Genomic DNA, 26,767 nt, shown 5'->3' with positions numbered 1-26,767 from the left:
TCGAAACCCGGACCGGCAGCAGCCGCATCGGCTAAAATCGCGGCCATGCGGGCCACACCGGCCCTGCTTCAGATTGCTGCCATGAAACAAGACTCCCGCTTCCCGAATCTCTTTATTTGCGATCACCCGCTGATCCAGCACAAGCTCTCGCACATGCGCGACAAGGAAACGTCGACGCGGACCTTCCGCGGCCTGCTGCGCGAGATCACCTTGCTCATGGGCTACGAGATCACCCGCGACCTGCCGCTCACGACCGAGCGCATCGACACGCCGATGGTCGCCATGGACGCGCCCGTCATCGCGGGCAAGAAGCTCGCTATCGTGCCGGTGCTGCGCGCCGGCGTGGGCATGAGCGACGGCCTGCTCGATCTGGTGCCGTCGGCCCGCGTCGGTCACATCGGTGTATATCGCGATGAGCAGCATCGTCCGGTGGAGTATCTGGTGCGTTTGCCGGATGTCGCCGACCGCCGCTTCATTCTGTGCGACCCGATGGTGGCGACCGGCTATTCGGCCGTGCACGCCGTGGACGTGCTGCGCAAGCGCGGCGTGGCCGAAGAGAACATCGCGTTCCTCGCCCTCGTGGCTGCGCCGGAAGGTGTGAAGGTGCTGCATGACGCCCACCCTGGCGTGAAGCTGTATGTCGCGTCGCTCGATGAACGTCTGGACGATCACGCCTACATCATTCCGGGTCTGGGCGACGCCGGCGACCGCCTGTTCGGCACCAAGAACTAACGTTGCACAGGTGCAGGGACTGCGCCCCGGCATCGCCGGGGTGCTCCCTTCGCGTCAGGACCGGCCCTTGCTCCCCTTGCGCCGCGTGGCCATCGCCACCCCGATCGCTGCCAACACCATCCCGCCCCACGCCAGTGGCGGCATATGCTCCCCGACCATGATCCACGCTGCCAGCGCCGCCGACGGTGGCACGAGGAAGAACAACGCCGACACGCGCGACGCCTCGCCACGCCGGATCATCGCCAGCAATAACGAAATCGCCACGATCGAATTCCCGATCACCAGATAGACGAGCGACAGACCGAGTTGCCAGGTCCACGCGACGTGCATCGGCTCGAGCCACCCTGCGAGCGGCAGCGTCACTGCGAAGCCCACCGCGTATTGCACGAGATTCGAGGTGACGGGGTGCTGACCCACGCCGAAACGCTTTTCATAGAGCGTGCCGCAGGTGATCGCGCCGAGCGCGACGAACGTCAGCAGCAGCCCCAGCGTGGAGGTCGCCTCCACCGCCGAGCGCGCCACAATGACAAGCGCCGCCCCGGCCAGCCCCAGCCCGAGACCCATCCAGTTCAGCCCGCTCACACGCTCGCCGACCAGATGCGGTACCGCCAGCGCCACGAGTATCGGTTGCAGCGAGGTGATCAACGCCACGCTGCCCGCCGACACACCGAGGCGCAATGCCAGATACGTCATGCTGAAGTACAGCGCCTGAATCAGCAGACCGATGACGACGAGATGTCCCCATGCCGCAGCCGTCTTGGGGAGTGGCGGACGCATGATGACCGCCAGCGGCGCCAACAGCACCAGCACGAGTCCGTAACGCAAGGCGAGGAAGGTGAGCGGGTCGGCATACGCCAGACCGATCTTCGCCACGGTGAAGCCGACCGACCACAGGAACAGAAAGATCAGCGGCGCAGCACGTAACCACAGCGGGTCGTGAGCCACGCCGGTACGCACCGGATCCAGCGACGATTTCAGCGACATGAGCTAGCGGGTCATCCTTGCAGAGCGACGGTACCGGCGAGCGGCTTCGTGGCGCGGCGTGCGCCATCGACGGTAAATCGCCGAACCGGCGCTTTCACGTGAGACGAGGCGGACGCGCTCACCGACGCTTGTTGCCGCCAAGAATGCTGCCGAGCACGCCGCGCACGATCTCCCGGCCCAATTGGCTGCCGATGGTGCGCGCCGTGCTCTTGACCATGGCCTCGACAGCCGTGTCTTTACGGCGCGAGCCGCCGGCCCCGCCCAGCAGACCGCCGAGCGAATCTTTCACGGCGTCGAGCAACCCGCCGCCAGACGCCGCACCGCCCTCCGGCGCCGTTGTGCCGCCCCCCGTGGCGGGCGCGTCGGGCTGACGCGTCTGCGTGCGCCCGACGAGCTTTTCGTAAGCCGACTCGCGATCGACGGCGTTTTCGTACACGCCCGCGACCAGCGACGTGGCCATCAACGCGGCGCGCTCCTGCGACGTGATCGGGCCGATGCGCGAAGCCGGCGGGCGAATGTACGCCCGCTCTGTCACGGCCGGCCGGCCCTTCTCGTCAAGCAACGACACCAGCGCCTCGCCCACGCCCAACTCGCCGATCACCTTTTCGATGTCGAGCGCCGGGTTGGCACGCATCGTCTGCGCGGCCACTTTCACGGCCTTCTGGTCACGCGGCGAATAGGCACGCAGCGCGTGCTGCACACGATTGCCCAACTGGCCGAGTACCGTGTCGGGCACGTCGACAGGGTTCTGCGTCACGAAATACACGCCCACGCCCTTCGAACGAATCAACCGCACCATCTGCTCGATGCGTTCGAGCAAGGGTTTGGGCGCTTCGTTGAACAGCAAATGCGCTTCGTCGAAGAAGAAGACGAGTTTGGGCTTGTCGGGATCGCCCACTTCCGGCAGTCGCTCGAACAGCTCGGCAAGCAACCACAGCAGGAAGGTGGCGTAGATACGCGGTGCGGCGAGCAGCTTGTCGGCCGCGAGAATGTTGACGATGCCGCGTCCCTGAGCGTCTGTCTGCATGAAGTCTTCGATATTGAGCATCGGCTCGCCGAAGAACTTGTCTGCCCCCTGTTGCTCCAGGGTGAGCAAACCGCGCTGAATCGCCCCGACCGAGGCGGCGGAGATGTTGCCGTACTGCGTGGTAAAGGTCGAAGCGTTATCGCCCACATGCTGGAGCATGGCGCGCAGGTCCTTGCTGTCGAGCAGCAGCAGGCCGTTATCGTCGGCAATCTTGAAGACGAGATTGAGGACGCCGGTCTGCGTCTCGTTCAGACCGAGCAGGCGCGAGAGCAGCAACGGGCCGAGATCGGAGACGGTCGCACGCACCGGGTGGCCCTGCTCGCCGAATACGTCCCAGAGCGTGGCCGGGCTGCCATGCCAGTCGGGCGTGTCGAAGCCGAGATTGGCGATGCGCTCCTTGAGCTTGGGCGTCTCGGCGCCCGGCTGCGTGATGCCGGTCAGATCGCCCTTCACGTCGGCGAGAAACACGGGCACGCCGATGTCGGAGAACGCTTGCGCCATCACTTGCAGCGTCACGGTCTTGCCGGTGCCCGTAGCGCCGGTGATCAGGCCGTGACGGTTTCCCATCGCGGGCAGCAAGCCAAGGAGGTGCTGATCGTTACGGGCGATGACGAGTTGTTCACCGGGTTCGTGAGCGGAACTCGCCGCGCCAGCGGAGGCCGCGGAGTCGGTGGAAGGGGAGACGGCAGGCGTCGCAGACGGCGACGCTTGCGGCGACACGGGCTTCTGGGGCATGAGAGACCTCGGCGTTTGACGCGGCGGGGTCGTGACACGGCGCAGCAAACACCCGTGGCACGGTGCGGCGGCATGATAAAATTGCCTCCGATTATAGCGGCAGGTTGCCGCTCGGACTGCCCCGGCCCGAAATGTTGGATCCGATGGATCGCAGGGATGGGACCGACGGGATCGGGACGATCCCGGCGACCCACGGGGCGATTGGGCAATCGGCGCCCGCGACCCCAGTGGTGGCGGGCGCTCCCGTTTCAACGGTTGGCCGCGCAGCACTGCGCGGGCCGGCAGAGCATACTTCGCCGCACAGCGCGGCACGACGGAGAAATTCATGGCGGGTCATAGCAAATGGGCCAACATCAAACACAAGAAGGCTGCGGCAGATGCCAAGCGCGGTAAAGTCTGGACACGCCTGATCAAGGAAATCACGGTCGCTGCCCGTCTGGGCGGCGGCGACGTCGACAGCAACCCGCGTCTGCGTCTGGCCGTGGAAAAGGCGGCCGACGCCAACATGCCCAAGGACAACGTCAAGCGCGCGATCGATCGCGGCGTTGGCGGTCTTGACGGCGCGAACTACGAAGAAATCCGTTACGAAGGCTATGGCATCAACGGTGCCGCCGTGATCGTCGACACCATGACGGACAACCGCGTGCGTACCGTCGCGGAAGTGCGTCACGCCTTCTCCAAGTTCGGCGGCAACATGGGCACCGACGGTTCGGTGGCCTTCCTCTTCACTCACTGCGGTCAGTTCCTGTTCTCGCCGGAAACTTCGGAAGACAAGCTGATGGAAGTGGCGCTCGACGCCGGTGCCGACGATGTCATCACCAATGAGGACGGCAGCTTCGAAGTCGTGTGCCCGCCGAACGACCTTCAGGCTGTGAAGGAAAAGCTCGAAGCGGCCGGCCTGAAGGCCGAAGTGGCGGAAGTCACGATGAAACCGCAAACGGAAGTGGTCTTCACCGGCGACGACGCCGTGAAAATGCAAAAGCTGCTCGACGCGCTCGAAAACCTCGACGACGTGCAGGAAGTCTTCACCAACGCCGTCATCGAGGAATAAGATGAAAATTCTGGTTGTCGGATCGGGCGGCCGCGAACACGCGCTGGCGTGGAAGCTTGCCCAATCGCCGCGCATTCAGTTGGTCTATGTCGCACCGGGTAACGGTGGCACGGCGCTCGACGAGCGCCTGCGCAATGTGCCGATCAGCGATCCGAACGTGCTCGCCGAATTCGCCGTGCGCGAAGGCATCGCGCTCACGGTAGTCGGCCCGGAAACACCGCTGGCTGCCGGTATCGTCAATATCTTCCGTGCCCGTGGCCTGAAGATCTTCGGCCCGACGAAGGAAGCCGCGCAGCTCGAATCGTCGAAGGACTTCGCCAAGGCGTTCATGAAGCGCCACGGCATTCCCACCGCCGATTACGAAACGTTCTCCGACGCCGCGCTGGCCCACGCTTATATCGACGCCAAGGGCGCGCCGATCGTCATCAAGGCAGACGGTCTTGCCGCCGGCAAGGGTGTGGTCGTGGCGATGTCGCTCGAAGAAGCACACAACGCCGTCGACATGATGCTCGCGGACAACAAGCTCGGCGATGCCGGCGCCCGCGTCGTGATCGAGGAATTCCTGCAAGGCGAGGAAGCCAGCTTCATCGTGATGGTCGACGGCAAGAATGTGCTGCCGCTGGCCACATCGCAGGATCACAAGCGTCTGCTCGACAACGATCAGGGCCCGAACACGGGTGGCATGGGCGCCTATTCGCCTGCGCCGATCGTCACGCCGCAGATTCACGCCCGCGTGATGCGCGAGATCATTCTGCCGACCGTGCGCGGCATGGAGACCGACGGCATTCGCTTCACGGGCTTCCTGTACGCCGGCCTGATGATCGACGCACAAGGCAACATCAAGACGCTCGAATTCAACTGCCGCATGGGCGACCCCGAGACGCAGCCGATCATGGCGCGCCTGAAGGGCGACTTTTCGGTGGTGGTCGAGCACGCGATTGCCGGCACACTCGACAAGATCGAACTCGACTGGGATCGCCGTTATGCATTGGGCGTAGTGCTTGCGGCGCACGGCTATCCGGACACGCCGCGCAAGGGCGACCGGATCTCCGAAGTGCCGGCCGAGACGGCCGATTGCGTCACGTTCCACGCGGGCACCCAGCTCGAGAATGACGTGCTCACCGTCACCGGCGGGCGCGTGTTGTGCGTGGTCGGCCTGTCCGACACCGTGCGCGGCGCACAGAGCGTGGCGTATCAGACCGTCAACCAGATCAATTTCGACGGCATGCAATATCGCCACGACATCGGCAACCGCGCACTGGCGCGCAAACCGGAGTAAGACCGGCGGCGTCTGAAGGCTTGCCCTGAAGCGCCAGACCGATCTGCCACGGCCCGGGGGACATCAAGTCCGCCGGGCCGTTGTCATTTGGAAAGACGCCCATATGGTTTGCACTGCCACGTTGCTGCACTGCCGCGATTGACAAGTGCAGGGCAAGTTGGCACGCTGGCACCGCGTAGTGCCGTCACTCACGCCTTATGGCGGGTACCCGCATCCGGCCAGCCCCGGCGGACTTCATACAGTTTTCCCGACAGACCCTCGCTCGACGGAGACTCACATGTTTGATCTCGACAAACTGGTCAACGATTATCTGGTGCCGTTCGGCCTGAAAATCGCGATGGCCATCGTCATCTGGATTGTCGGCGGCATCGTCATCAATGTGGTTGCCCGGCTTGTGCGCGCCGCCATGACCCGCCGGGCCATCGATCCCACCCTGGTTCGCTACACCGAATCGACGCTGCGCATCGCCTTGCGCATCGCGCTGATCATCTCCATCCTCAGTGTCTGCGGTATCGAGACAACATCGTTCGCCGCCCTGCTCGCTGCGGCCGGCATCGCGATCGGCGCCGCCTGGTCCGGACTGCTGTCGAATTTCGCCTCGGGCATCTTCCTCATCGTGCTGCGCCCGTTCAAGACTGGCGACATGATCAGTGCGGGCGGCGTGACCGGTGTGGTCGACGAGATCGGTTTGTTCGTCACTACACTCACCACGGCCGACAATCTGCGCGTGTATGTCGGCAACACGAAGGTCTTCGGCGACAACATCACGGTGTACGACGCCAATGCGTTTCGCCGCGTCGACCTGAAGGCGCAGTTGGCACACACGGTGGATGTGCAGGACGCGATTGCCCGCCTGAAAGCCCGCATCGCGCAAATTCCGAACGTGATGGGCACGCCGGCGGTGGATGTCGCGATTCTCGAGTTCACATCGGCCGGACCGTTGCTCGCGGTGCGGCCGTACTGCCATAACAAGGATTATTGGCAGGTGTACTTCGATACCAATCAGGCGATTGCCGAGGTCGGTGGTACGGCCCACTGGCCGGTGCCGGCACCACGCCAGATCTTCATGCCGCCACCCGGCGACACCTCGGGCAAGACAATGCCGGCACCGCCTGCCGCAGGCGGCGCGGCACCGGTCAACCCGCTGCCCAACGCCCCGACGCCCTGATCGATCGCAAGGGCTTGATACAGGTCATTCGGGCGGCATTCGGCGAGACCGTTTGCCGCCCCGCCGTGCCCCCGAACGTGTGGCTGCCGGTACAATCGCGGTTATTACCACGCATGGGGACGTCTCAGAATGACAGTGCAAGACGCCGCACCGGCGCCCGATACGGGCGCGGTGCGAACTTATCTGCTCGGGCTTCAGGACCGCATTGTCGAGACGCTTGAACGCCTCGACGGCAAACGCTTCTTCGCCGACGACTGGCAACGCCCGGCCGACGGTGCGCTGCGCGGTGACGGCCGTACCCGCGTGCTCGACGATGGCAACTTCTTCGAGCGCGGCGGCGTGAATTTCTCCCATGTGGTCGGCGACAAGTTGCCGGGCTCGGCCAGCGCGTCGCGCCCCGAGCTGGCCGGACGCGGCTTCGAAGCCCTCGGCGTCTCGCTGGTCCTGCATCCGCGCAATCCGTACTGCCCGACCGTGCACTTCAACGTGCGCATTCTGATTGCGACCGCGCCGGGCGAGTTGCCGGCGTTCTGGTTCGGCGGTGGCATGGATCTCACGCCGTACTACCCGTTCGAAGAAGACTGCCAGCACTTCCACCAGACGTGCAAAGACGCGCTCGATCCGTTCGACACCACCTGGTATCCGCGCTTCAAGGCCTGGTGCGACGACTACTTCTATCTGAAGCACCGTCAGGAGCCGCGCGGCATCGGCGGTATCTTCTTCGACGACTTCTCCGGGGGCGGCTTCGATACGGGCTTTGCCGTCATGCAGAGCGTGGGCGACGCCTTCCTCGATGCCTATGTGCCGATCATCGAGCGCCGCCGCGGCATGCCGTATGGCGAGCGCGAGCGCGATTTTCAGGCGCACCGTCGTGGCCGTTACGTCGAATTCAACCTGGTCTGGGATCGCGGCACGCACTTCGGCCTGCAATCGGGAGGGCGTACCGAATCCATCCTGATGTCGATGCCACCGATCGTGAAATGGCATTACGACTGGAAGCCCGAGCCGGATACCCCCGAGGCGAAGCTCTATACCGACTTCCTCGTGCGCCGCGAGTGGGTGTGAAGGCCGGCCGCGCATGACTCTCTCTTCCGCTGCGGCGCCGCACACGCCCCATAGGCCCCCCGCCGGTTCGGTCCGGCGCATTGGCGTGCTGGGCGGCACATTCGATCCGATTCACACCGGACACCTCGCGCTGGGCGCGCTTTTCGCCCGCACGCTGGCCCTCGACGAACTAATGCTGATGCCGGCGGGCCAGCAGCCGCAGAAACAAGGCAGCACGCCGGCCGGGCACCGGCTGGCGATGACACGCCTGGCCGCCGAAACCCTCGCCGCCGAACTGGCGCGCACGCAACCGGCGACAGAACTCATCGTCAGCACGCGCGAGATCGAGCGTGCCGGGCCGAGCTACACCGTCGATACGCTGCGCGACATCCGCCGCGATGTCGGGCCTCGGGCGTCGTTGTCGCTGCTCATCGGCTCGGACCAACTGGTGCGTCTGGATACGTGGCACGCGTGGCGGGAGCTGTTCGATTACGCCAACATCTGCGCCGCGGCGCGCCCCGGTTTCAACCGCGATTTGGCCTCGCCCCAACTGCGTCAAGTCTTCGCCGAAAGGGAAATGTCTGCGCTCGGGGTACAATCCACGCCATGCGGCGGCATTCTGATCGACGACTCACTCGCCGTCGACATCTCCGCCACCGAGTTGCGCGCCACTTTGGCGCACGCGCGAGACGAGGCCACGCCCCCGGCGAACCTGCCCGAACCCGTGTGGCAGTACATCCGCGCGCAACACCTGTACCGCGCTTGACGGCCCGCTGACGGGCCGCTACCCCGCACTCCCTGTTTCACCAAAAAGACGCACTATGGATATTCGCAAACTGCAGCGCCTGATCGTCGACGCCCTCGAAGACGTCAAGGCCCAAGACATCAAGGTGTTCAACACCTCGCACCTGACCGCCCTGTTCGACCGCGTGGTCATCGCGAGCGGCACCTCCAACCGCCAGACCAAGGCCCTCGCCGCCAGCGTGCGCGACAAGGTCAAGGAAGCCGGCGGCGACATCATCAGCATGGAAGGTGAAGATGTGGGCGAATGGGTGCTGGTCGACACGGGCGACGCCATCGTGCACATCATGCAGCCGGCGCTGCGCCAGTACTACAACCTCGAAGAGATCTGGGGCGAGAAGCCAGTACGCCTGAAGGCCGCCGGTACCAAGGCCGGCGCCAAGGCCAGCGCGCAAGACGACGAAGACGAAGAGGACGACACGCTCGAATCGCCGGCGCCCGCCCGCCGCAAGGCCAAGTAAGACCCCGCGCGGGACTCTGCTGCCATGCGTCTGTTCATTCTCGCAGTCGGGCACAAGATGCCCGGCTGGATCGAGACCGCCTTCGCCGAGTACGCCAAGCGCATGCCGCCCGAGCTGCGCATCGAACTCAAGGAAATCAAGCCGGAGCAACGCTCCAACTCCCGCACCGCCGAAACGGTGATGGCCGCCGAGGCCCAGCGTATCGAGGCGGCCCTGCCGCGCGGCTGCCGGCTGGTGTGCCTTGACGAGCGCGGGCAGGATCTCACGACGATGCGTCTGGCCCAGTCGCTCACCGGTTGGCAACAGGACGGGCGCGACGTGGCCTTCGTGATCGGCGGCGCCGACGGCCTGGACCCCGCCCTCAAGGCCCGCGCCGATACGCTCATCCGGCTGTCCAGTCTGACCATGCCCCACGGGATGGTGCGCGTGTTGCTGGCCGAGCAGCTTTATCGCGCGTGGAGCATCAACGCCAATCATCCGTATCACCGGGCTTGAGCGTATCGGAGCCCCTCCAGGCATGCGTGGCGAGAAAATAAGTCAGAAATAAGTCAGGCCACTTTGTGCGGCGCAATGCCACGTTGTATCCGGCTGCAAATGGGGTGCAACGCCTTGCCGGATGGCCCGCGGCGAAAACTGTCAATCCCCCTCAGACGTTCCCATGCAACACGCATTGTGCGCTGCGAGTGGAAAAAACATGGCAGCGTGATAGTCTAGCCGGCGCTACAAGGTTCGCACCGCGAACAACTAGACTTCTCGTGAACCATCGGAGATTGGCATGAAGCAACCTTCCCTGCGCAGTATCGCCCTGGCCGGCGTTGGCGCTGCAATGGCGCTCGGCATGAGCACCTCGGCCCTGGCCGCCACCGAGATCCAGTTCTGGCATTCGATGGAATCGGCCCTCGGCGAGCGCGTCAACCAGATCGCTAACGATTTCAACGCTTCGCAAAGCGACTACAAGATTGTCCCGATCTACAAGGGCAACTACGAGCAGGGTCTGGCAGCCGGTATTGCCGCCTTCCGCGCAGGCAATGCGCCGGCCATTCTCCAGGTGTACGAAGTCGGCACGGCCACGATGATGCAGGCCCAGAAGGCTGTGAAGCCGGTGTGGCAGGTCATGAAGGACGCCGGCGAGCCGTTCGACGAAGCGGCCTTCGTGCCGACCGTGGCGAGCTACTACGCCGACAGCAAGACCAATCACCTCGTGTCGATGCCGTTCAACAGCTCGACGCCGGTGCTGTACTACAACAAGGACGCCTTCAAGAAGGCCGGCCTCGATCCGAACACCCCGCCCAAGACCTGGGCCGACGTGAAGTCGGACGCCCAGAAGCTCAAGGCCGCCGGTCTGTCGTGCGGCTTCACCATGGGCTGGCAGAGCTGGACGCAGCTCGAGAACTACAGCGCGTGGCATGCCCTGCCGTTCGCCACGAAGAACAATGGCTTCGACGGTCTCGACGCCAAGCTGAACTTCAACGGCCCGCAACAGATCAAGCACATCCAGTTCCTGGCAGACATGGCCAAGGAAGGCACGTTCACCTACGTGGGCCGCAAGGATGAAGTGACCTCGAAGTTCTACAGCGGCGACTGCGGTATCGCGATGACCACCTCGGGTGCGCTCGCCAACATCGCCAAGTACGCCAAGTTCAGCTACGGCGTGGGCATGATGCCTTACGACGCCGACGTGAAGGGCGCGCCGCAAAACGCCATCATCGGTGGCGCGAGCCTGTGGGTGCTCGCCGGCAAGTCGTCGGCCGAGTACAAGGGCGTGGCCAAGTTCCTGAACTACCTCGCTTCGCCGGCCGTGGCTGCCAAGTGGCACCAGGACACCGGCTACCTGCCGGTCACGAAGGCTGCCTACGAACTGACCGAGAAGCAAGGCTTCTACGCAAAGAACCCGGGCTCCGACATGGCCATCAAGCAGATGCTCAACAAGCCGCCCCTGCCGTTCACGCGAGGCCTGCGTCTGGGCAACATGCCGCAGATCCGCACGGTGATCGACGAAGAGCTCGAAGGCGTGTGGAGCGGCAAGCAAACGCCCAAAGCGGCACTGGACAAGGCGGCATCGCGTGGCGACGATCTGCTTCGCCGCTTCCAGAAGCAGGGCAGCTAAGCGGCCCCCAACGCGCGATGACGCACGCAGTGCAGGCAAGTCGCCCGCATTTGCCGTGCGAATCGTGACGTTACAATGACACCACCCGGCCCGCCGTCAATGCGGGCCGGGTTGGTTTTTTTTTGGTCACTACGTTATGGCGCACAACTCCAGAGAACGCCCCCGCTTCGGAACCGGCTGGCTGCCCTACGCGCTCGTCGCGCCGCAGCTCTTCATCACGGTCGTGTTCTTCCTTTGGCCCGCAGGCGAAGCCCTGTGGCAATCGACGTCGGCACAAGACGCCTTCGGGCTGTCCAGCGAGTTCGTCGGACTCGACAATTTCAGTGCGCTGTGGCGCGATCCGCTCTACCTCGCCTCGTTTCGCACCACGATGATCTTCAGTGGTCTGGTCACGGTCTGCGGGCTGGTCATCTCGCTGCTGCTCGCCGCCATGGCCGATCGCGTGACACGCGGCAAGCGCGCCTATCAGACCTTGCTCATCTGGCCGTACGCCGTGGCGCCTGCCATTGCCGCCGTGCTGTGGGCGTTCCTGTTCAATCCGAGTATTGGTCTCGTCACGTACGGGCTGGCGAAGTTCGGCATTGAGTGGAATCACGCGCTCAACGGCGGACAGGCCATGTTCCTCGTTGTGCTCGCCTCCATCTGGAAACAGATCAGCTACAACTTCCTGTTCTTCTACGCCGGGTTGCAGGCAATTCCGCGCTCGCTCGTGGAAGCCGCCGCGATCGACGGCGCCGGCCCGGTTCGCCGCTTCTTCGGTCTGGTGTTGCCGCTGATCTCGCCGACGACATTCTTCCTGCTCGTGGTCAATCTCGTGTACTCGTTCTTCGACACCTTCCCGGTGATCGACGCCGCGACCGGCGGTGGCCCGGGCCAGTCGACCATGACGCTGATCTACAAGATCTACTCGGAAGGCTTCAAGGGGCTCGACCTCGGCAGCTCGGCTGCCCAGTCGGTGGTGCTGATGGCAATCGTCATCGTGCTCACGGTCGTGCAGTTCCGATTCATCGAACGCAAGGTGCAATACGCATGATCGAGAACCGTCGCGGCCTGGATATCTTCTGCCACGTCATGCTGGCCATCGGCGTGCTGTTGGTGGTTTTCCCGCTCTATGTGGCGTTCGTCGCCGCCACCATGAACGAGCAGGAAATCTTCTCCGTTCCCCTGTCGCTCATTCCGAGCACTCACCTGTTCCAGAACCTCGCCACCGTGTGGGGTCAGGGCACGGGCGATACCGCCATGCCGTTCGGCTTGATGCTCGGCAACAGCCTGCTCATGGCACTGGTCATCACCATCGGCAAGATCTCGGTGTCGATTCTGTCGGCCTTCGCCATCGTGTATTTCCGCTTCCCGTTGCGCAATCTGTTCTTCTGGCTGATCTTCGTCACGTTGATGCTGCCGGTCGAAGTGCGGATCTTCCCGACGGTGCAGGTGATCTCGAGCCTCGGGCTCATCAACAGTTACATGGGTCTGACCGTGCCGCTCATCGCGTCGGCCACGGCCACGTTCCTGTTCCGGCAGTTCTTCATGACGCTGCCCGACGAGCTTATCGAAGCCGCGCGCATCGACGGTGCCGGCCCGATGCGATTCTTCTTCGACGTGGTGCTGCCACTGTCGAAGACGAACATCGCCGCGCTGTTTGTCATCACCTTCATCTATGGCTGGAATCAGTACCTGTGGCCGATTCTCGTGACCAACGCCCCGTCGATGACGACGGCCGTGGTGGGCATCAAGAGCATGATCGGCAGCGGTGACACCGCCACCCAATGGCAACTCGTCATGAGTGCCACGCTGCTCGCCATGCTGCCACCGCTCGCGGTGGTCCTGCTCATGCAGCGCTGGTTCGTGCGTGGTCTGGTTGATTCGGAAAAGTAATCATGGCAAATCTCAAACTCCATAGCGTCAAGAAAACCTACGACCAGACCAACTACATCCTGCACGGTGTCGACATCGACATTCAGGATGGCGAATTCGTGGTCATCGTCGGCCCCTCGGGCTGCGGTAAGTCGACGCTGCTGCGCATGGTCGCCGGCCTCGAGTCGGTGAGCGAAGGCAGCATCCTGATCGGCTCGCAGGTCGTCAATCAACTGGAGCCGAAGGATCGCAACATTGCGATGGTGTTTCAGAACTACGCGCTCTATCCGCATATGGATGTGCGTCAGAACATGTCGTATGGTCTGAAGATTCGTGGCATCGACAAGAAAACCATCGACGAGCGTGTGCTCGCCGCCGCGCGTATTCTGGAACTCGAGCCGCTGCTCGCACGCAAGCCGCGCGAACTCTCCGGCGGTCAGCGTCAGCGCGTGGCCATGGGCCGTGCCATCGTGCGCGAGCCGGCGGTGTTCCTGTTCGACGAACCACTCTCGAACCTCGACGCCAAGCTGCGCGTGCAAATGCGCCTGGAAATTCAACGTCTGCATGCCCGCCTGAAGACAACGAGCCTGTACGTGACGCACGATCAGGTCGAAGCCATGACGCTGGCCGACCGCGTGATCGTCATGAACAAGGGCTACGCCGAACAGATCGGCACGCCGACCGACGTGTACGAGCGTCCGGCGTCGCTGTTCGTCGCGAGCTTCATGGGCTCCCCCGCGATGAACCTGCTCAAGGGTCGCGTCGACTCGGAAGGCCGCACGTTCCAGGTCGACGGCGGTGGGCCGTCGCTGCGACTGCCGCCCACGAGCATGGCGCATGCCAACCGCGAACTGGTGCTCGGCGTGCGCCCCGAACATCTGGTGCCCGCCGAACAACAGAACGGCCTTGGCGCCTTCGCCGCACAGACCAACATCCTGGTCGATCAGCTCGAACTGCTGGGTGCCGACAATCTGGCGCATGGCCGTTGGGGCAATCAACACGTCACGGTACGTCTGCCGCACGAACTGCGTCCGGCCGCAGGCACGGTCGTACCGCTGGCCATGTCGGCCAAGACACTGCACCTGTTCGATCCGGTGTCCGGCAAGCGAGTCGAAGCATGAGCGATACCCCCACCCCTGCCCATCTGTGGCGCCACTGGCCCTATCCGCGCATCGTCGCGCATCGCGGTGGTGGCAAGCTGGCGCCGGAGAACACGCTGGCCGCCTTCGAGATGGGCGCCTCGCTCGGCCTGCGCATGGTCGAGTTCGACGCCAAGCTCTCGGCAGATAACGTCGTCTTTCTGCTGCACGACGACACCGTCGAGCGCACGAGCAATGGTCACGGTGCCGCCGCGCAGATGACTTATGCCGACATCGCCAAGCTCGATGCCGGCAGTTGGTTCGACGAGCGCTTCGCCGGTCAGGTGATGCCGACCCTCGCGCAGGTGGCCGAGCGCTGCCTGACGCTGGGACTGGCCGCGAATGTCGAGATCAAGCCGTGCCCGGGCCGCGAGGTGGAGACGGGCAAGCTTGTGGCCGAGGCCGTCCGCACGCTGTGGGCGGGGCATCCGCAGCCGCCCCTGCTCTCCTCGTTCTCATACGAAGCCCTCGAAGCCGCGGCCGCGGCCGCGCCCGAATTGCCTCGCGGCATGCTGTACGAGGCCGTGCCGGCACATTGGCGCGACGATGCCCGCAAGCTCGGCACCGTCTCGCTGCACGCGAGTCACAAGCATCTCGACGGCCCGCAGGTCTCCGAAATCAAGTCCGCAGGCCTGCAGATGCTCGTCTACACGGTCAACGAGCCGGCGCGGGCGCGCGAGCTGGCCGCATGGGGCGTGGACGCCATTTGCACCGATCGCATCGACCTGATCGGCGCCGACTTCCTCGCCGACGCCTGAGCGCAAAGAACCGCCGGGGGGACATCCCGTGCTCGTCGCCCCCCTTTTCACGCCCGCCCGTGGTGGCGGGCGTGGGCGCAAGGCGGCATAATAGGGCGTTCCCTCGCCCAGCCCATCCAGCGGCCCGGTACACGTGCTGCAAATCCCTGCAACATTGTGCGCCGGGCTGGACGAATTCAAGCCAAGCCGCCATGCCGTACATCTATCTCGCTTCGCAAAGCCCCCGCCGTCAGGAATTGTTGCAACAGCTCGGTGTTCGTTTCGAACTGCTGTTGCCGGGTGCCGACGAAGACGCCGAAGCGCTCGAAGCCGTGCTGCCTGGAGAGCCGCCCGACGATTACGTGCAGCGTGTCACACGCGCCAAGGCCGAAGCGGCCCTCACGCGTCTGGCGCGCGCCGGCCTGCCCAATGCCCCCATTCTGGCCGCCGATACCACGGTGTGTCTGGACGGCACCATCCTCGGCAAACCCTTCGACGACGCCGACGCCTGCGCCGTCCTCGCCCGCCTGTCGGGCACCCGACATCGCGTGCTCACCGCCGTGGCCGTGTGTGCAGATGGGCAGGTGCATCAGGCGGTCAACATCTCGCATGTCTGGTTCCGACCGTTGCGCCGCGAAGACATCGAGCGCTACGTTGCCTCGGGAGAACCGAGGGGCAAGGCTGGCGCCTACGGGATTCAGGGCAAAGCCGCTGAATTTGTCATGCGCATCGACGGCAGCTACTCGGGCATCATGGGGTTGCCGTTGTGCGAGACCGCTGCGCTGTTGCGACAAGCGGGCGTCGACTTCTGACGCGTACCGATGCCTAAGCATTTCGAGTCTGGTCGACACTTATGAACGAAGACATTCTGGTCAACATCACGCCACAGGAAACCCGTGTGGCGCTTATGCAGCTCGGCGCCGTGCAGGAATTGCACATCGAGCGCACGCTCTCGCGCGGCCTGGTTGGCAACATCTATCTGGGCAAGGTCGTGCGCGTGCTCCCGGGCATGCAATCGGCCTTCATCGATATCGGACTGGAGCGCGCGGCGTTCCTGCACGTTGCCGATATCTGGCATCCCCGCACGAACAACGACACCTCCACGCCGCACCCGCAGCCGCCCATCGAGAAGACCGTTTTCGAAGGGCAAACGCTCATGGTGCAGGTCATCAAGGACCCGATCGGCACCAAGGGCGCACGTCTGTCGACACAGATCAGCATTGCCGGACGCACGCTCGTTTATCTGCCGCAAGAACCGCATATCGGCATCTCGCAGCGCATCGAGAGTGAAGCGGAGCGCGAAGCGCTGCGCAGCAAGATCCAGGCGCTCGTGCCGGCCGACGAGAAAGGCGGCTTCATCGTGCGCACCATCGCCGAAGACGCGGCCGATGCCGAACTGGCCAACGACATCGCCTATCTGCGCAAGTCGTGGCAGACCATCGGCGAACAAAGCACACGCCTGCCCGCCCCCTCGCTGCTGTATCAGGATCTGAATCTGGCACAGCGCGTGCTGCGCGACTTCGTGCATGAGGAGACCGGCAAGATTCTCGTCGACTCGCGAGAGACGTTCCAGAAGTTGGCCGAATTCGCCACGACCTACACGCCGGCGGTACTCGGCAAGCTCACGCATTACACCGGTGAGCGTCCGCTGTTCGATCTGTACAACGTGGAGACGGAAATCGAGCGGGCGCTGTCGCGTCGCGTCGATCTGAAGTCCGGCGGGTATCTGATGATCGATCAGACCGAGGCGATGACGACCATCGACGTGAACACCGGCGGCTATGTCGGTGCGCGCAATTTCGACGACACGATCTTCAAGACGAACCTCGAAGCGGCGCTGATGATCGCGCGTCAGTTGCGACTGCGCAATCTGGGCGGGATCATCATCATCGACTTCATCGACATGGAGAGCGCCGAGCATCGGGACTCCGTGCTGGCCGAGTTGAAAAAAGCACTCGCCCGCGACCGCACGCGTATCACGGTGAACGGCTTCTCGCAGCTCGGACTGGTGGAGATGACCCGCAAGCGCACTCGCGAATCGCTCGCCCATGTGCTGTGCGAGCCGTGCGCCATCTGCCAGGGCAAGGGACAGGTCAAGACACCGCGCACGCTGTGCTACGACATCCTGCGCGAGATTCTGCGCGAGTCGCGCCAGTTCAATCCGCGCGAGTTCCGCCTGATTGCATCGCAGGAAGTGGTCGATCTGTTCCTCGAAGAGGAATCGCAACATCTCGCGATGCTGATCGACTTCATCGGCAAGCCGATTTCGCTTCAGGTGGAATCGTCGTTCCATCAGGAGCAGTACGACATCATTCTGATGTAATGCCCTCCTAACCCGCGCGCCCCGACGTCATGCCCTACTCGAACTACGACAATCTGGCAGCATCGAGCGAGGCGCTCGACAAACATGCCGTCGCACGCCATTCGACCTGGGTCAGCATCTGGGTCAATGTCGTGCTCACGACGGCGCAGATCGTCATCGGCATTTTTGCCCGCTCGCAGGCATTGATCGCCGACGGCATTCACTCGCTGTCGGACATCGTGTCAGATTTCGTCGTGCTGGCCGCCGCACGTGGCAGCGCCCGGGCGCCAGATGCCGATCATCCTTACGGCCACAGCCGTTATGAGAACGCGGCGTCGCTGTTTCTGGGTGTCATTCTGCTGGTGGTCGGCGCGGGCATGCTATGGCGCGGCATCGAACGACTGCTGCACCCGGAAGAGATTCCGGAAGTCCACACCGTTGCCCTCGGCGTTGCCGTGCTCGTGCTGCTCAGCAAGGAGGGGCTTTTTCGCTACATGCTGCGTGCGGCGCAGCGCGTGCGCTCCGCCATGCTCGTGGCCAACGCCTGGCATGCACGCTCCGACGCACTGTCGTCGCTTGTCGTCGCGTGCGGTATTTTGGGCAATCTGGCCGGCTATCGCATTTTCGATCCGCTCGCTGCCGCGCTTGTCGGTCTGATGATTGGCCGCACCGGCTGGAAGTTCGGCTGGAACGCATTGCAGGACCTCATCGATCGCGGTGTCGACGACGCCACCACCGTCAACATTCGCGATCACCTGCTGAGCACGCCCGGCGTGCGTGCGATCGATATGCTGCGCACGCGGCGCATGGGTGACGAGATCGTCGTCGACGTGCACATCCTCGTCGATGCACGCCTGTCGGTCTCCGAAGGGCATTACATCGCCGAGCAGGCCCGTACTGCCGTCATGCGCGAGCCGCAGATTCTCGACGTGCTGGTGCACGTCGATCCGGAGAGCGACACCAAAGGCACCGCCTTGCAGCAGTGGCCCGCACGCGCCGCGGTGGTTGGCGCGGCAGAAGTGCTGTGCCGGGCCAACGCGCTCGCGCTGCACGACGTCAAGCTGCACTATCTGAACAATGGCCTGGAGGCCGACGTCATCGTCGAAGGCCTGCACGAAGCCACCCGCGCGGACGCGCCCACCGGGCGAGGCAACGGCGACATTGACGGCATGGAACCTGCGTCGCAGACCGTGGCCGATGCGCTGGCGGCCCGCTTCGGGCTGCGCTATGTCCGGGTGCTGCGGGTAACGGGAGAGACCTCAGCGGCATCGGGAGAGTCCGGCAACACCGGTCTCGGGGCTGTGCCTAAAAACACAACGGCCGCCGGTCCCGCCGTCGACTGACGACAAGAACACGGCGGCCGAAACCATGCTTTCCGGGGTGCTGGGCCGCACCCCGCAGGTGCCGTCAGTCTTCGTGCTGATAGTCCGAAAACAGCATGCCTTGCCGATCCTTGTCCGAAACGATGGGCGTGATGCCGTCGAGCGGCCAGGGAATGGCCAGCGTAGGATCGTCCCAGCGGATGCAGCGCTCGAACTGCGGCGCCCAATAGTCGGTCGTCTTGTACAGCACTTCGGCCGTCTCCGACGTCACGACAAAACCGTGGGCGAAGCCCGCCGGAATCCACAACTGCTTCTTGTTCTCGGCGCTCAGGACTTCCGCGACCCATTTGCCGAACGTGGGCGAGCCTTCACGAATATCGACCGCGACGTCATAGATTTCGCCCTGCAGCACACGCACGAGTTTGCCCTGCGGCTGCTTGACCTGATAGTGCAGCCCTCGCAGCACGCCGCGTGCGGAACGCGACTGGTTGTCCTGCACGAACGTCAGTGTCTCGCCCAGCGCATCGTCGAAGTTGCGCTGGTTGAAGCTCTCGAAGAAATGGCCGCGAGAGTCGCCGAACACCTTGGGTTCGATCACACGAACGGCCGGAATGGCGGTGGGAATCACTTGCATGATGAGATACCGGTAAGAATCGAAGGAAAGCGTTGCGCAGGCTCAGAACACCCGTTCACGCAACATCGACAGCAGATACTGCCCGTATCCGGTCTTGGCCAGCGGTTGCGCCAGGGCTTCGATCGCAGCGGCGTCAATCCACCCGCGGCGGAATGCGATCTCTTCAGGACACGCGACCTTCAGCCCCTGACGCGACTCGATCGTCTGGATGAATGTGCTCGCTTCGAGCATCGACTCATGCGTGCCGGTATCGAGCCAGGCGTAGCCTCGGCCCATGATTTGCACGTTGAGCTTGCCGCGGCGCAGGTATTCGTTGTTGACGTCCGTAATTTCCAGCTCGCCACGCGGCGACGGCTTGATCGAACGGGCAATCTCAATCACGTCGTTGTCGCAGAAATACAGGCCGGTCACGGCGTAACGCGACTTGGGTTCTTTCGGTTTCTCGACGAGGTCAACCGCCTTCCCGTTCGAATCGAACGTCACCACCCCGTAGCGTTCAGGATCATGCACCGGATACGCGAACACGGAGGCGCCATCGGTCTGCGCATTGGCCGCCGAGAGCAGTCCTGCAAAGTCGTGCCCATAGAACAAATTGTCGCCCAGCACCAATGCGCACGGATCGTTGCCGATAAAGTCCGCCCCGATCAGGAAGGCCTGAGCCAGCCCATCCGGCGAGGGCTGCACAGCATATTGCAGATTCAACCCCCACTGGCTGCCGTCACCCAGCAGTTGCTGGAAACGCGGTGTGTCCTGTGGTGTCGAGATGATCAGTACGTCGCGAATGCCCGCCAACATCAGCGTGGTGAGCGGGTAATAGATCATCGGCTTGTCGTACACCGGCAGCAACTGCTTCGACACAGCCAGCGTTGCCGGATACAGACGGGTACCGGAGCCTCCGGCGAGAATAATGCCTTTACGTTTGATGCTCATGCCAGCCTCAGTCGTTCTTTTGATAGTGCGTTTCAATCCAGCGCTGGTACTCACCCGACTGTACCTGGCGCACCCACTCCGCATTGGCGAGATACCACTGCACCGTCTTGCGCATGCCCGTCTCGAACGTCTCGGCCGGGCGCCAGCCCAACTCGCGTTCGAGTTTGCGGGCATCGATCGCATAGCGGCGATCATGTCCCGGGCGGTCCGTCACGAAAGTGATTTGATCAACGTATGACTTGCCATCCGCACGCGGCGACAGCTCGTCGAGCAATGTGCACAGGTGCTTGACCACCGACAGATTGTTCTGTTCGTTCCAGCCGCCGACGTTGTACACCTCACCCAAGGTCCCCTTGGCCAGCACCTCGCGAATTGCCGAGCAGTGGTCGCCGACGTACAGCCAATCGCGCACATTGCTGCCGTCGCCATAGATCGGCAACGGCTTTCCGGCCAGTGCATTCGCGATCACCAGCGGAATGAGCTTTTCCGGGAATTGATATGGACCGTAGTTGTTCGAGCAGTTGGTCGTCAGCGTCGGCAGACCGTAGGTGTGATGGTAGGCACGCACAAGGTGATCGGAGCCCGCCTTCGACGCCGAGTACGGGCTGTTCGGGGCATATGGGGTCGTCTCGGTGAATGCCGGATCGGTCGGGCTCAGCGAGCCATAGACTTCGTCCGTCGAAACATGCAGGAAGCGGAAGGTGTCGCGCGCCTCGTCGTCGAGCGTTCCCCAATAGGCTCGCGCCGCCTCAAGCATCGTGAACGTGCCGACGATATTCGTCTGCACAAAGTCGCCGGGGCCATGGATGGAGCGGTCAACGTGGCTTTCCGCTGCAAAATGCAATACGGCGCGCGGACGATGCTCCGCATACAGTCGATCCAGTGCGGCACGATCGCAAATATCGACTTGCGCAAAGTGATGACGCGGATCGCGCTCCAGACTCGCCAGATTCGCCAGATTGCCGGCGTAGGTCAGCTTGTCGATGGTCACGACAGGCTCGTCATGTTGCACCAGCCAGTCGAGAACGAAATTTGCACCGATGAACCCGGCGCCGCCAGTTACGAAGATCATAAATATTGAAGAATGTGAGAAGTTGGTTCAGCGGGTGCGCGGTACGCGCCCCATCAAGAAGAATTCATCGTTGGGTCGCATCGAGATCGCATTGGCGATGCGGTTGGACATGCCAAAAAATGCGGTGATCGCAGCAATGTCCCAGATGTCCTCGTCGTCGAGGCCGTGTTCGCGCAACGTCACGTAGTCGGCGTCGCCCACTTCGTGCGATCGCTCGCAGACCTTCATCGCATAGGCGAGAATCGCCTTCTGGCGAGGCGTGAGGTCGGCTTTGAGGTAATTGACGGCCACCTGATCGGCCAGCAGTGGCTGCTTCTCATAGATGCGCACCAGCGCACCATGAGCAACGACACAATACAGGCACTGATTCACGGCGCTCGTGGCCACCACGATCATCTCGCGCTCGCCCTTGCTCAGATTACCGTCCTTGAGCATCAGCGCATCGTGATACGCGAAAAACGCGCGAAACTCGTCGGGACGGTGTGCTAGCGTCAAGAACACGTTCGGGATGAAGCCGGCTTTTTCGTGCACCTCGTCGATCCGCGCACGAATATCGGCCGGCAACGTGGCGAGGTCAGGCACGGGGAAACGACTGATCGGTGGCTGGCTCATCGTGATCTCCTCAAAACCGGCGGATAGGGTCTGACGCTCGCCATGCCGAGCTCAGGCTTCCTGCTGTTGTGCGTACTGAATGCGGTGCAGATGCGCGTAGAGGCCATTATGCGCCACCAGCGCCTGATGCGAGCCTTGCTCCGCGATCCGGCCATGCTCAAGCACGACGATGCGATCCGCACGCTCGATGGTCGAGAGACGGTGCGCGATCACCAGCGTGGTACGCCCTTCCATCAACACTTCGAGTGCCGCCTGCACGTGACGTTCCGACTCCGAATCGAGGGCGGACGTCGCCTCGTCGAGAATCAGGATCGGGGCGTCCTTGTAAATGGCCCGTGCGATCGCCAGACGCTGGCGCTGACCGCCCGATAAGCGCATGCCGTTATCGCCCACGAGCGTTTCTACCCCTTCAGGCATGGCCGCTACCGCATCGGCCAGATTGGCCGCGCGCAGCGCTGCCTGCACGCGCTCGGCGTCGATCTCCTGACCATATGCCACATTTGCCGCCACGGTGTCGTTGAAGAGCACGACGTCCTGACTCACGAACGCAATCTGACGGCGCAAATCGGCCAGACGCAGATCGGTCAGCGGAATATCGTCGAGCAGAATCCGGCCGCCCGTCGGGTCGAAGAAGCGCGGCACCAGATTGACCAACGTGGTCTTGCCGCTGCCTGACGGGCCCACCAGCGCCACCATCTCGCCGGGCGCCACATCGAGCGAAATCCGGTCGAGCGTCGGGCGCTCGCTGGCGCCGTAATTGAAGCTCACCTGATCGAACGTCACGCGACCTTTGGCACGCTCGAGCGCGCGGTCGCCGCCGACCGGCTCGACTTCGACGTCCATGACTTCGAAAATCAGCTCGGCGGCCGTCACGCCGCGTTGCAGCGGCTGGTTGACGTCCATCAGATGCTTGAGCGGCGAGACAACGAGCAGCAACGCCGTGACGAATGCCGTAAAGCCACCGACGGTCATCTCGCCCGACGACGACTCGATCATCGCCACCGTAATCACGATGGCCAGCGCCAGCGAAGCAAGCGCCTGCGTGACCGGCTGCGCCAAACCGCCGGAGACGGTCACCCGCATGGCATAGCCGCGCAGCTTGCTGGTCATCTTGTCAAAGCGCGACTTCTCATACGCCTCGCCATTGTGGATCTTCACCACCTTGTAGCCGCCCACCGCTTCTTCGACCACATACGAGAGCGCGTTGGTCAGCGTCTGCTGGTCACGGTTCAGGCGGCGCAGACGACGATTGATCTTGCCGACCAGCCAACCGATAAGCGGCAGGATCACGGCCACCACGAGTGTGAGGCGCCAGTTCAGGTAAAACAGATAGCCCAGCAGGCCGATGACCGTCAGCGAATCGCGCACGAGCGTGATGAGCACCGTGGTGAGCACGCCGAGCACCTGGTTGACCTCGTAGACGAGGGCGTTGATGAGTGTGCTGGTCGTCTCGCGCTGAAAGAAGGACGCCGGCGCGTGCAGCAGACGCTCGAACATGCGCACGCGCAGGTCGAGCAGCACACGATTCGACACCCAAGAAAGCATGTAGTTGGCCCCATACTGTGCCAGCCCCCGGATGACGGCCAGGCCGATCACGGCAGCCGGGACATACCAGAGCTTCCACGGATCGCCGCCCGCGAACCCCTTATCGAGCACCGGCTTGAGAACCGCCGGAATGGCGGCTTCGGTCGCCGCCACGAGCGCCATGGCGAGCACGGCCAGCAGGCCCATATGCCAATACGGCTGGAGATAGCCCAGCAAACGCCGCAGAATCGGGCCAGTGGGCTTGTGGGGTGCGCTCATGTCAATTGGGGACAGCGGAAAAACCGCTATTCTAACGTACCGACCGATCCGGTCGGGACACGTCCGGACCGGACTCGGACGCCGCCTCAAAATTCGCCACAATGCCCGCAATCCGGGGCCTTTGGCACGCCGAAGCCCGGGTGGAACCGGTATACTCCCGCCCATGGCAAGCGCACTCGAAGTCCTCCGTACCGTATTCGGCTATAACGCATTCCGTGGCGATCAAGCCGCCATCGTCGACCATGTGGCCGGCGGGGGCGACGCGCTCGTCCTGATGCCGACCGGCGGCGGCAAATCCCTTTGTTACCAGATTCCCGCGCTGTTGCGCCCTGGTATCGGCATCGTCGTCTCCCCGCTCATCGCACTCATGCAGGATCAGGTCGACGCCCTGCTGCAAGCGGGCGTGCGCGCGGCCTATCTGAATTCCAGTCTCGGCTTCGATGAAGCGCTCGACACCGAGCGCCGCGCCGCCCGTGGCGAGCTCGACCTGCTCTATGTCGCGCCCGAGCGTCTGTTGACGGAACGGTTTCTCGATCTGCTCGACCGACTCGACGAGCGCGGACAACTGGCGCTGTTCGCCATTGACGAGGCGCATTGCGTTTCCCAATGGGGGCACGACTTCCGCCCGGAATACATCCAGCTCTCGGCCCTGCACGAGCGTTATCCGCGCGTGCCCCGCATTGCGCTGACTGCAACGGCCGACAATGCGACACGCGACGAGATCCAGTCACGCCTTGGCCTGACCGACGCGCGGTTGTTCGTTTCGAGCTTCGACCGGCCGAATATTCGTTACGAAATCGTCGATCGTGACAATCCCCGCAAGCAGTTGCTGGCCTTTCTCGCGCGGCATCGCGGCGAGGCGGGCATCGTCTACTGCCTGTCGCGCAAGAAAGTGGAAGAAACGGCGGCGTGGCTCGAAGCGCAAGGCATTCCCGCCCTGCCGTATCACGCCGGGCTCGACGCCGAGGTGCGCCGCACGCACCAGCAGCGATTCTTGCGCGAGGAAGGTCTGGTCATGTCGGCCACGGTGGCCTTCGGCATGGGCATCGACAAGCCGGATGTGCGCTTCGTCGCCCATCTGGATCTGCCCAAGAGTCTCGAAGCCTATTATCAGGAAACCGGTCGCGCCGGTCGCGACGGCGAACCTGCCGAAGCCTGGATGACCTACGGGCTGAACGACGTCGTGGTGCATCGCAGCCGTATCGACGAGTCAAACGCACCGGAACTGCAAAAGCGCATCGAGCGCCAGAAGCTCGACGCCCTGCTCGGCTATTGCGAGGCACCACGCTGCCGCCGCACCGTGCTGCTGTCGTATTTCGGCGAGTCGAGCGAGCCTTGCGGCAACTGCGACGTCTGCCTGAATCCGCCAGAGGTATTCGATGGCACCGTCGCGGCCCAGAAGGCGCTCTCGGCCATTCTGCGCACGGGCCAGCGCTTTGGCGCCGGCCATCTGGTCGATTTGCTGCGTGGGCGCAGCACCGACAAGATTCGTCAGTTCGGGCACGAAGCCCTGCCGACCTTCGGTGTCGGTGGCGAACTCGACGATCAGGGCTGGCGCGCGGTGTTTCGGCAATTGATCGCCCACGGCATCATCGAGCCCGACAGCAGCCAATATGGGGCACTGACGCTGAACGCTGCGGCACGCCCGGTACTCAAGGGCGAGACCACGCTATCGCTGCGACGCCAACGCCCGACTGTCAGCAAGAAGAGTCGCTTTGCCGGTTACGCGTCGTCGCAGGCCATCGAACTGGATCCTGCCGATCAGCAACTGTTCGACAAGCTGCGCGCCTGGCGGCAGGACATGGCCAAGACGCAGCAGGTGCCTGCATACGTTATCCTGCACGACCGGACGCTGCGTGAGCTTGCCCAACGCCGCCCGCGCCATCGCGAAGGTCTCGTCGACATCACCGGACTGGGTGAAGCGAAGATCGAACGCTACGGCGAAGCGCTCGTCGAGTTGCTCAACGCCTGAGCCGACGACGCGAGATGACTCCCCGGCCTGCGGGGCTGCTGCCGCCATTTCGTGAATTCACATGACCGACGCTACACCGCCTGTCTCCTCGTCACCGAGTTCGTCGCATTCGTCACGTTTGCCGCTTACGGTGACGATTCTCACGCGCAACGAACGTCACAACATCGCCGAGTGCATTGCGTCGGTGCAGTCGTTCGCCTCCCAGATTGTCGTGCTGGATAACGCGAGTACGGACGGCACAGCAGACATTGCTCGTGCCGCAGGCGTCGACGTGCACATCACACCGGACTGGCCCGGCTTCGGCCCGCAGAAGAATCGTGCCCTGTCGCACGCCACCCAGCCATGGGTGCTTTCGCTCGATGCCGACGAGCGTGTTACGCCCGAGTTGGCCGCCGACATTGCCGCGGCGATTGCGCAAGGCGCGCACACCGGCTATCGCATGCCACGCCTGTCGCAGTTTCTCGGACATTGGGTACGCCACTGCGGGTGGTATCCGGATTATGTGCTGCGGTTGTTTCGACGCGAAGCCGGTCGCTTTTCCGACAACCTCGTACATGAACGCGTGATTGTCGACGGCGAGATCGGCACACTCGCGCACCACCTGCTGCATTACAGCTATACCGAAGCCCGTCAGGTCGAGGATAAGGTGCAGCGCTATGCGCGCGCGGGGGCAAAAGAGATGGCATTGCGCGGCAAGCGAGTCTCGCTGCTCAAGCCGTGGATCAATGGGGGATGGGCGTTTGTGCGCACCTATTTGCTGCGCCGCGGATTTCTCGATGGCGCAACCGGTGCTGCGATCGCGCGCATGAATGCGCGAAGCGCATTCCTCAAGTACGCCCTGCTTCGACGCGGGGATATCTGACACCGGCAGCGCCGTCACATCGACGGCATCGACGGCATCGGTGACATCAGTAGCATCGACCGCATCGGCACCGCACTTCCCCCGAAGCAAAACGGACGCTCATGGCGTCCGTTTTTCCTTCGACATCGCGGCTCGACAC

General features: G+C 63.5%; 25 protein-coding genes. 18 read left to right on the top strand and 7 right to left on the bottom strand.

Annotation, left to right across the window (positions count from 1 at the left end):
- The first annotated feature begins 81 nt into the window (after window positions 1–81).
- A complete protein-coding gene (gene upp, locus PI93_RS09275) occupies window positions 82–732 on the top strand; it encodes a uracil phosphoribosyltransferase (protein WP_039367884.1) in 651 nt (216 codons plus the stop codon).
- Between the two features lie 54 nt (window positions 733–786).
- Here the strand turns inward: upp and PI93_RS09270 are convergent, their stop codons facing one another.
- Window positions 787–1,716: a DMT family transporter gene (locus tag PI93_RS09270; protein ID WP_052240483.1), complete on the bottom strand. Its 930-nt coding sequence runs from the start codon at window positions 1,714–1,716 to the stop codon at window positions 787–789.
- 118 nt (window positions 1,717–1,834) lie between these two features.
- Window positions 1,835–3,310: a helicase HerA-like domain-containing protein gene (locus tag PI93_RS09265; protein ID WP_052240508.1), complete on the bottom strand. Its 1,476-nt coding sequence runs from the start codon at window positions 3,308–3,310 to the stop codon at window positions 1,835–1,837.
- A gap of 493 nt (window positions 3,311–3,803) precedes the next feature.
- Between PI93_RS09265 and PI93_RS09260 the strand changes: the two genes are divergently transcribed.
- The 15 genes from PI93_RS09260 (at window position 3,804) to PI93_RS09190 (ending at window position 18,764) form a co-directional block, all read left to right on the top strand.
- A complete protein-coding gene (locus tag PI93_RS09260; RefSeq protein ID WP_039367637.1) occupies window positions 3,804–4,529 on the top strand; it encodes a YebC/PmpR family DNA-binding transcriptional regulator in 726 nt (241 codons plus the stop codon).
- A 1-nt stretch (window position 4,530) separates the two neighbouring features.
- A complete protein-coding gene (gene purD, locus PI93_RS09255; RefSeq protein WP_039367634.1) occupies window positions 4,531–5,808 on the top strand; it encodes a phosphoribosylamine--glycine ligase in 1,278 nt (425 codons plus the stop codon).
- A 277-nt stretch (window positions 5,809–6,085) separates the two neighbouring features.
- On the top strand, window positions 6,086–6,976 hold the full coding sequence (locus tag PI93_RS09250) for a mechanosensitive ion channel family protein (RefSeq protein ID WP_039367630.1): 891 nt from the start codon (window positions 6,086–6,088) through the stop codon (window positions 6,974–6,976).
- A gap of 129 nt (window positions 6,977–7,105) precedes the next feature.
- Entirely contained in the window at window positions 7,106–8,041 is a 936-nt protein-coding gene (gene hemF, locus PI93_RS09245; RefSeq protein ID WP_039367627.1) for an oxygen-dependent coproporphyrinogen oxidase, read from the top strand.
- A gap of 13 nt (window positions 8,042–8,054) precedes the next feature.
- Entirely contained in the window at window positions 8,055–8,786 is a 732-nt protein-coding gene (locus PI93_RS09240; protein WP_039367624.1) for a nicotinate-nucleotide adenylyltransferase, read from the top strand.
- A gap of 55 nt (window positions 8,787–8,841) precedes the next feature.
- Window positions 8,842–9,282 (top strand): ribosome silencing factor, encoded by a 441-nt coding sequence (gene rsfS / locus PI93_RS09235; RefSeq protein ID WP_039367621.1) that lies wholly within the window; start codon window positions 8,842–8,844, stop codon window positions 9,280–9,282.
- Window positions 9,283–9,306: 24 nt separating this feature from the next.
- Window positions 9,307–9,777, top strand: a complete 471-nt coding sequence (gene rlmH / locus PI93_RS09230; RefSeq protein ID WP_039367618.1) for a 23S rRNA (pseudouridine(1915)-N(3))-methyltransferase RlmH — start codon at window positions 9,307–9,309, stop codon at window positions 9,775–9,777.
- A gap of 280 nt (window positions 9,778–10,057) precedes the next feature.
- Complete coding sequence (ugpB, locus tag PI93_RS09225; protein ID WP_039367615.1) at window positions 10,058–11,389, top strand: sn-glycerol-3-phosphate ABC transporter substrate-binding protein UgpB; 1,332 nt, start codon at window positions 10,058–10,060, stop codon at window positions 11,387–11,389.
- Window positions 11,390–11,525: 136 nt separating this feature from the next.
- Window positions 11,526–12,422 carry a sn-glycerol-3-phosphate ABC transporter permease UgpA gene (gene ugpA / locus PI93_RS09220; RefSeq protein WP_039367612.1) on the top strand — a complete coding sequence of 299 codons (897 nt, stop codon included), beginning with the start codon at window positions 11,526–11,528 and terminating at the stop codon, window positions 12,420–12,422.
- On the top strand, window positions 12,419–13,264 hold the full coding sequence (gene ugpE, locus PI93_RS09215) for a sn-glycerol-3-phosphate ABC transporter permease UgpE (protein ID WP_039367609.1): 846 nt from the start codon (window positions 12,419–12,421) through the stop codon (window positions 13,262–13,264). The genes ugpA and ugpE overlap by 4 nt, the downstream gene beginning before the upstream one ends.
- Before the next feature lie 2 nt (window positions 13,265–13,266).
- The gene (locus PI93_RS09210; protein WP_039367606.1) at window positions 13,267–14,364 is read left to right on the top strand and encodes a sn-glycerol-3-phosphate import ATP-binding protein UgpC; all 1,098 of its coding nucleotides are present in this window, start codon (window positions 13,267–13,269) and stop codon (window positions 14,362–14,364) included.
- Window positions 14,361–15,140: a glycerophosphodiester phosphodiesterase gene (gene ugpQ, locus PI93_RS09205; protein WP_039367601.1), complete on the top strand. Its 780-nt coding sequence runs from the start codon at window positions 14,361–14,363 to the stop codon at window positions 15,138–15,140. Before PI93_RS09210 ends, ugpQ begins: the two co-directional genes overlap by 4 nt.
- A gap of 191 nt (window positions 15,141–15,331) precedes the next feature.
- Window positions 15,332–15,931 (top strand): Maf family protein, encoded by a 600-nt coding sequence (locus tag PI93_RS09200; protein WP_039367598.1) that lies wholly within the window; start codon window positions 15,332–15,334, stop codon window positions 15,929–15,931.
- A gap of 41 nt (window positions 15,932–15,972) precedes the next feature.
- A complete protein-coding gene (gene rng / locus PI93_RS09195; protein WP_039367595.1) occupies window positions 15,973–17,442 on the top strand; it encodes a ribonuclease G in 1,470 nt (489 codons plus the stop codon).
- A gap of 29 nt (window positions 17,443–17,471) precedes the next feature.
- Window positions 17,472–18,764, top strand: coding sequence for a cation diffusion facilitator family transporter (locus PI93_RS09190; protein ID WP_039367592.1), 1,293 nt, complete (start codon window positions 17,472–17,474; stop codon window positions 18,762–18,764).
- 64 nt (window positions 18,765–18,828) lie between these two features.
- Here the strand turns inward: PI93_RS09190 and rfbC are convergent, their stop codons facing one another.
- Genes rfbC through msbA form a run of 5 tightly spaced genes read right to left on the bottom strand, consistent with a single transcriptional unit; the run spans window position 18,829 to window position 23,794 of the window.
- Entirely contained in the window at window positions 18,829–19,377 is a 549-nt protein-coding gene (rfbC, locus tag PI93_RS09185) for a dTDP-4-dehydrorhamnose 3,5-epimerase (protein WP_039367590.1), read from the bottom strand.
- Between the two features lie 42 nt (window positions 19,378–19,419).
- Window positions 19,420–20,307 carry a glucose-1-phosphate thymidylyltransferase RfbA gene (gene rfbA, locus PI93_RS09180; RefSeq protein ID WP_039367586.1) on the bottom strand — a complete coding sequence of 296 codons (888 nt, stop codon included), beginning with the start codon at window positions 20,305–20,307 and terminating at the stop codon, window positions 19,420–19,422.
- A gap of 7 nt (window positions 20,308–20,314) precedes the next feature.
- Complete coding sequence (rfbB, locus tag PI93_RS09175) at window positions 20,315–21,379, bottom strand: dTDP-glucose 4,6-dehydratase (protein ID WP_039367581.1); 1,065 nt, start codon at window positions 21,377–21,379, stop codon at window positions 20,315–20,317.
- A 27-nt stretch (window positions 21,380–21,406) separates the two neighbouring features.
- Window positions 21,407–21,991, bottom strand: coding sequence for a peroxidase-related enzyme (locus PI93_RS09170; protein WP_039367578.1), 585 nt, complete (start codon window positions 21,989–21,991; stop codon window positions 21,407–21,409).
- A 51-nt stretch (window positions 21,992–22,042) separates the two neighbouring features.
- On the bottom strand, window positions 22,043–23,794 hold the full coding sequence (msbA, locus tag PI93_RS09165; protein ID WP_039367576.1) for a lipid A export permease/ATP-binding protein MsbA: 1,752 nt from the start codon (window positions 23,792–23,794) through the stop codon (window positions 22,043–22,045).
- Window positions 23,795–23,957: 163 nt separating this feature from the next.
- Between msbA and recQ the strand changes: the two genes are divergently transcribed.
- Both recQ and PI93_RS09155 read left to right on the top strand, forming a co-directional pair.
- Window positions 23,958–25,766: a DNA helicase RecQ gene (gene recQ, locus PI93_RS09160; protein WP_039367571.1), complete on the top strand. Its 1,809-nt coding sequence runs from the start codon at window positions 23,958–23,960 to the stop codon at window positions 25,764–25,766.
- Window positions 25,767–25,827: 61 nt separating this feature from the next.
- Window positions 25,828–26,628, top strand: coding sequence for a glycosyltransferase family 2 protein (locus PI93_RS09155; protein WP_407945349.1), 801 nt, complete (start codon window positions 25,828–25,830; stop codon window positions 26,626–26,628).
- Window positions 26,629–26,767: the final 139 nt, after the last annotated feature.

Origin of the sequence: Pandoraea fibrosis (assembly GCF_000807775.2) — a bacterium.
Lineage (GTDB): Bacteria > Pseudomonadota > Gammaproteobacteria > Burkholderiales > Burkholderiaceae > Pandoraea > Pandoraea fibrosis.
Note: the sequence above shows the minus strand (reverse complement) of the source record. Positions and strands in the feature narration are given on the sequence as shown.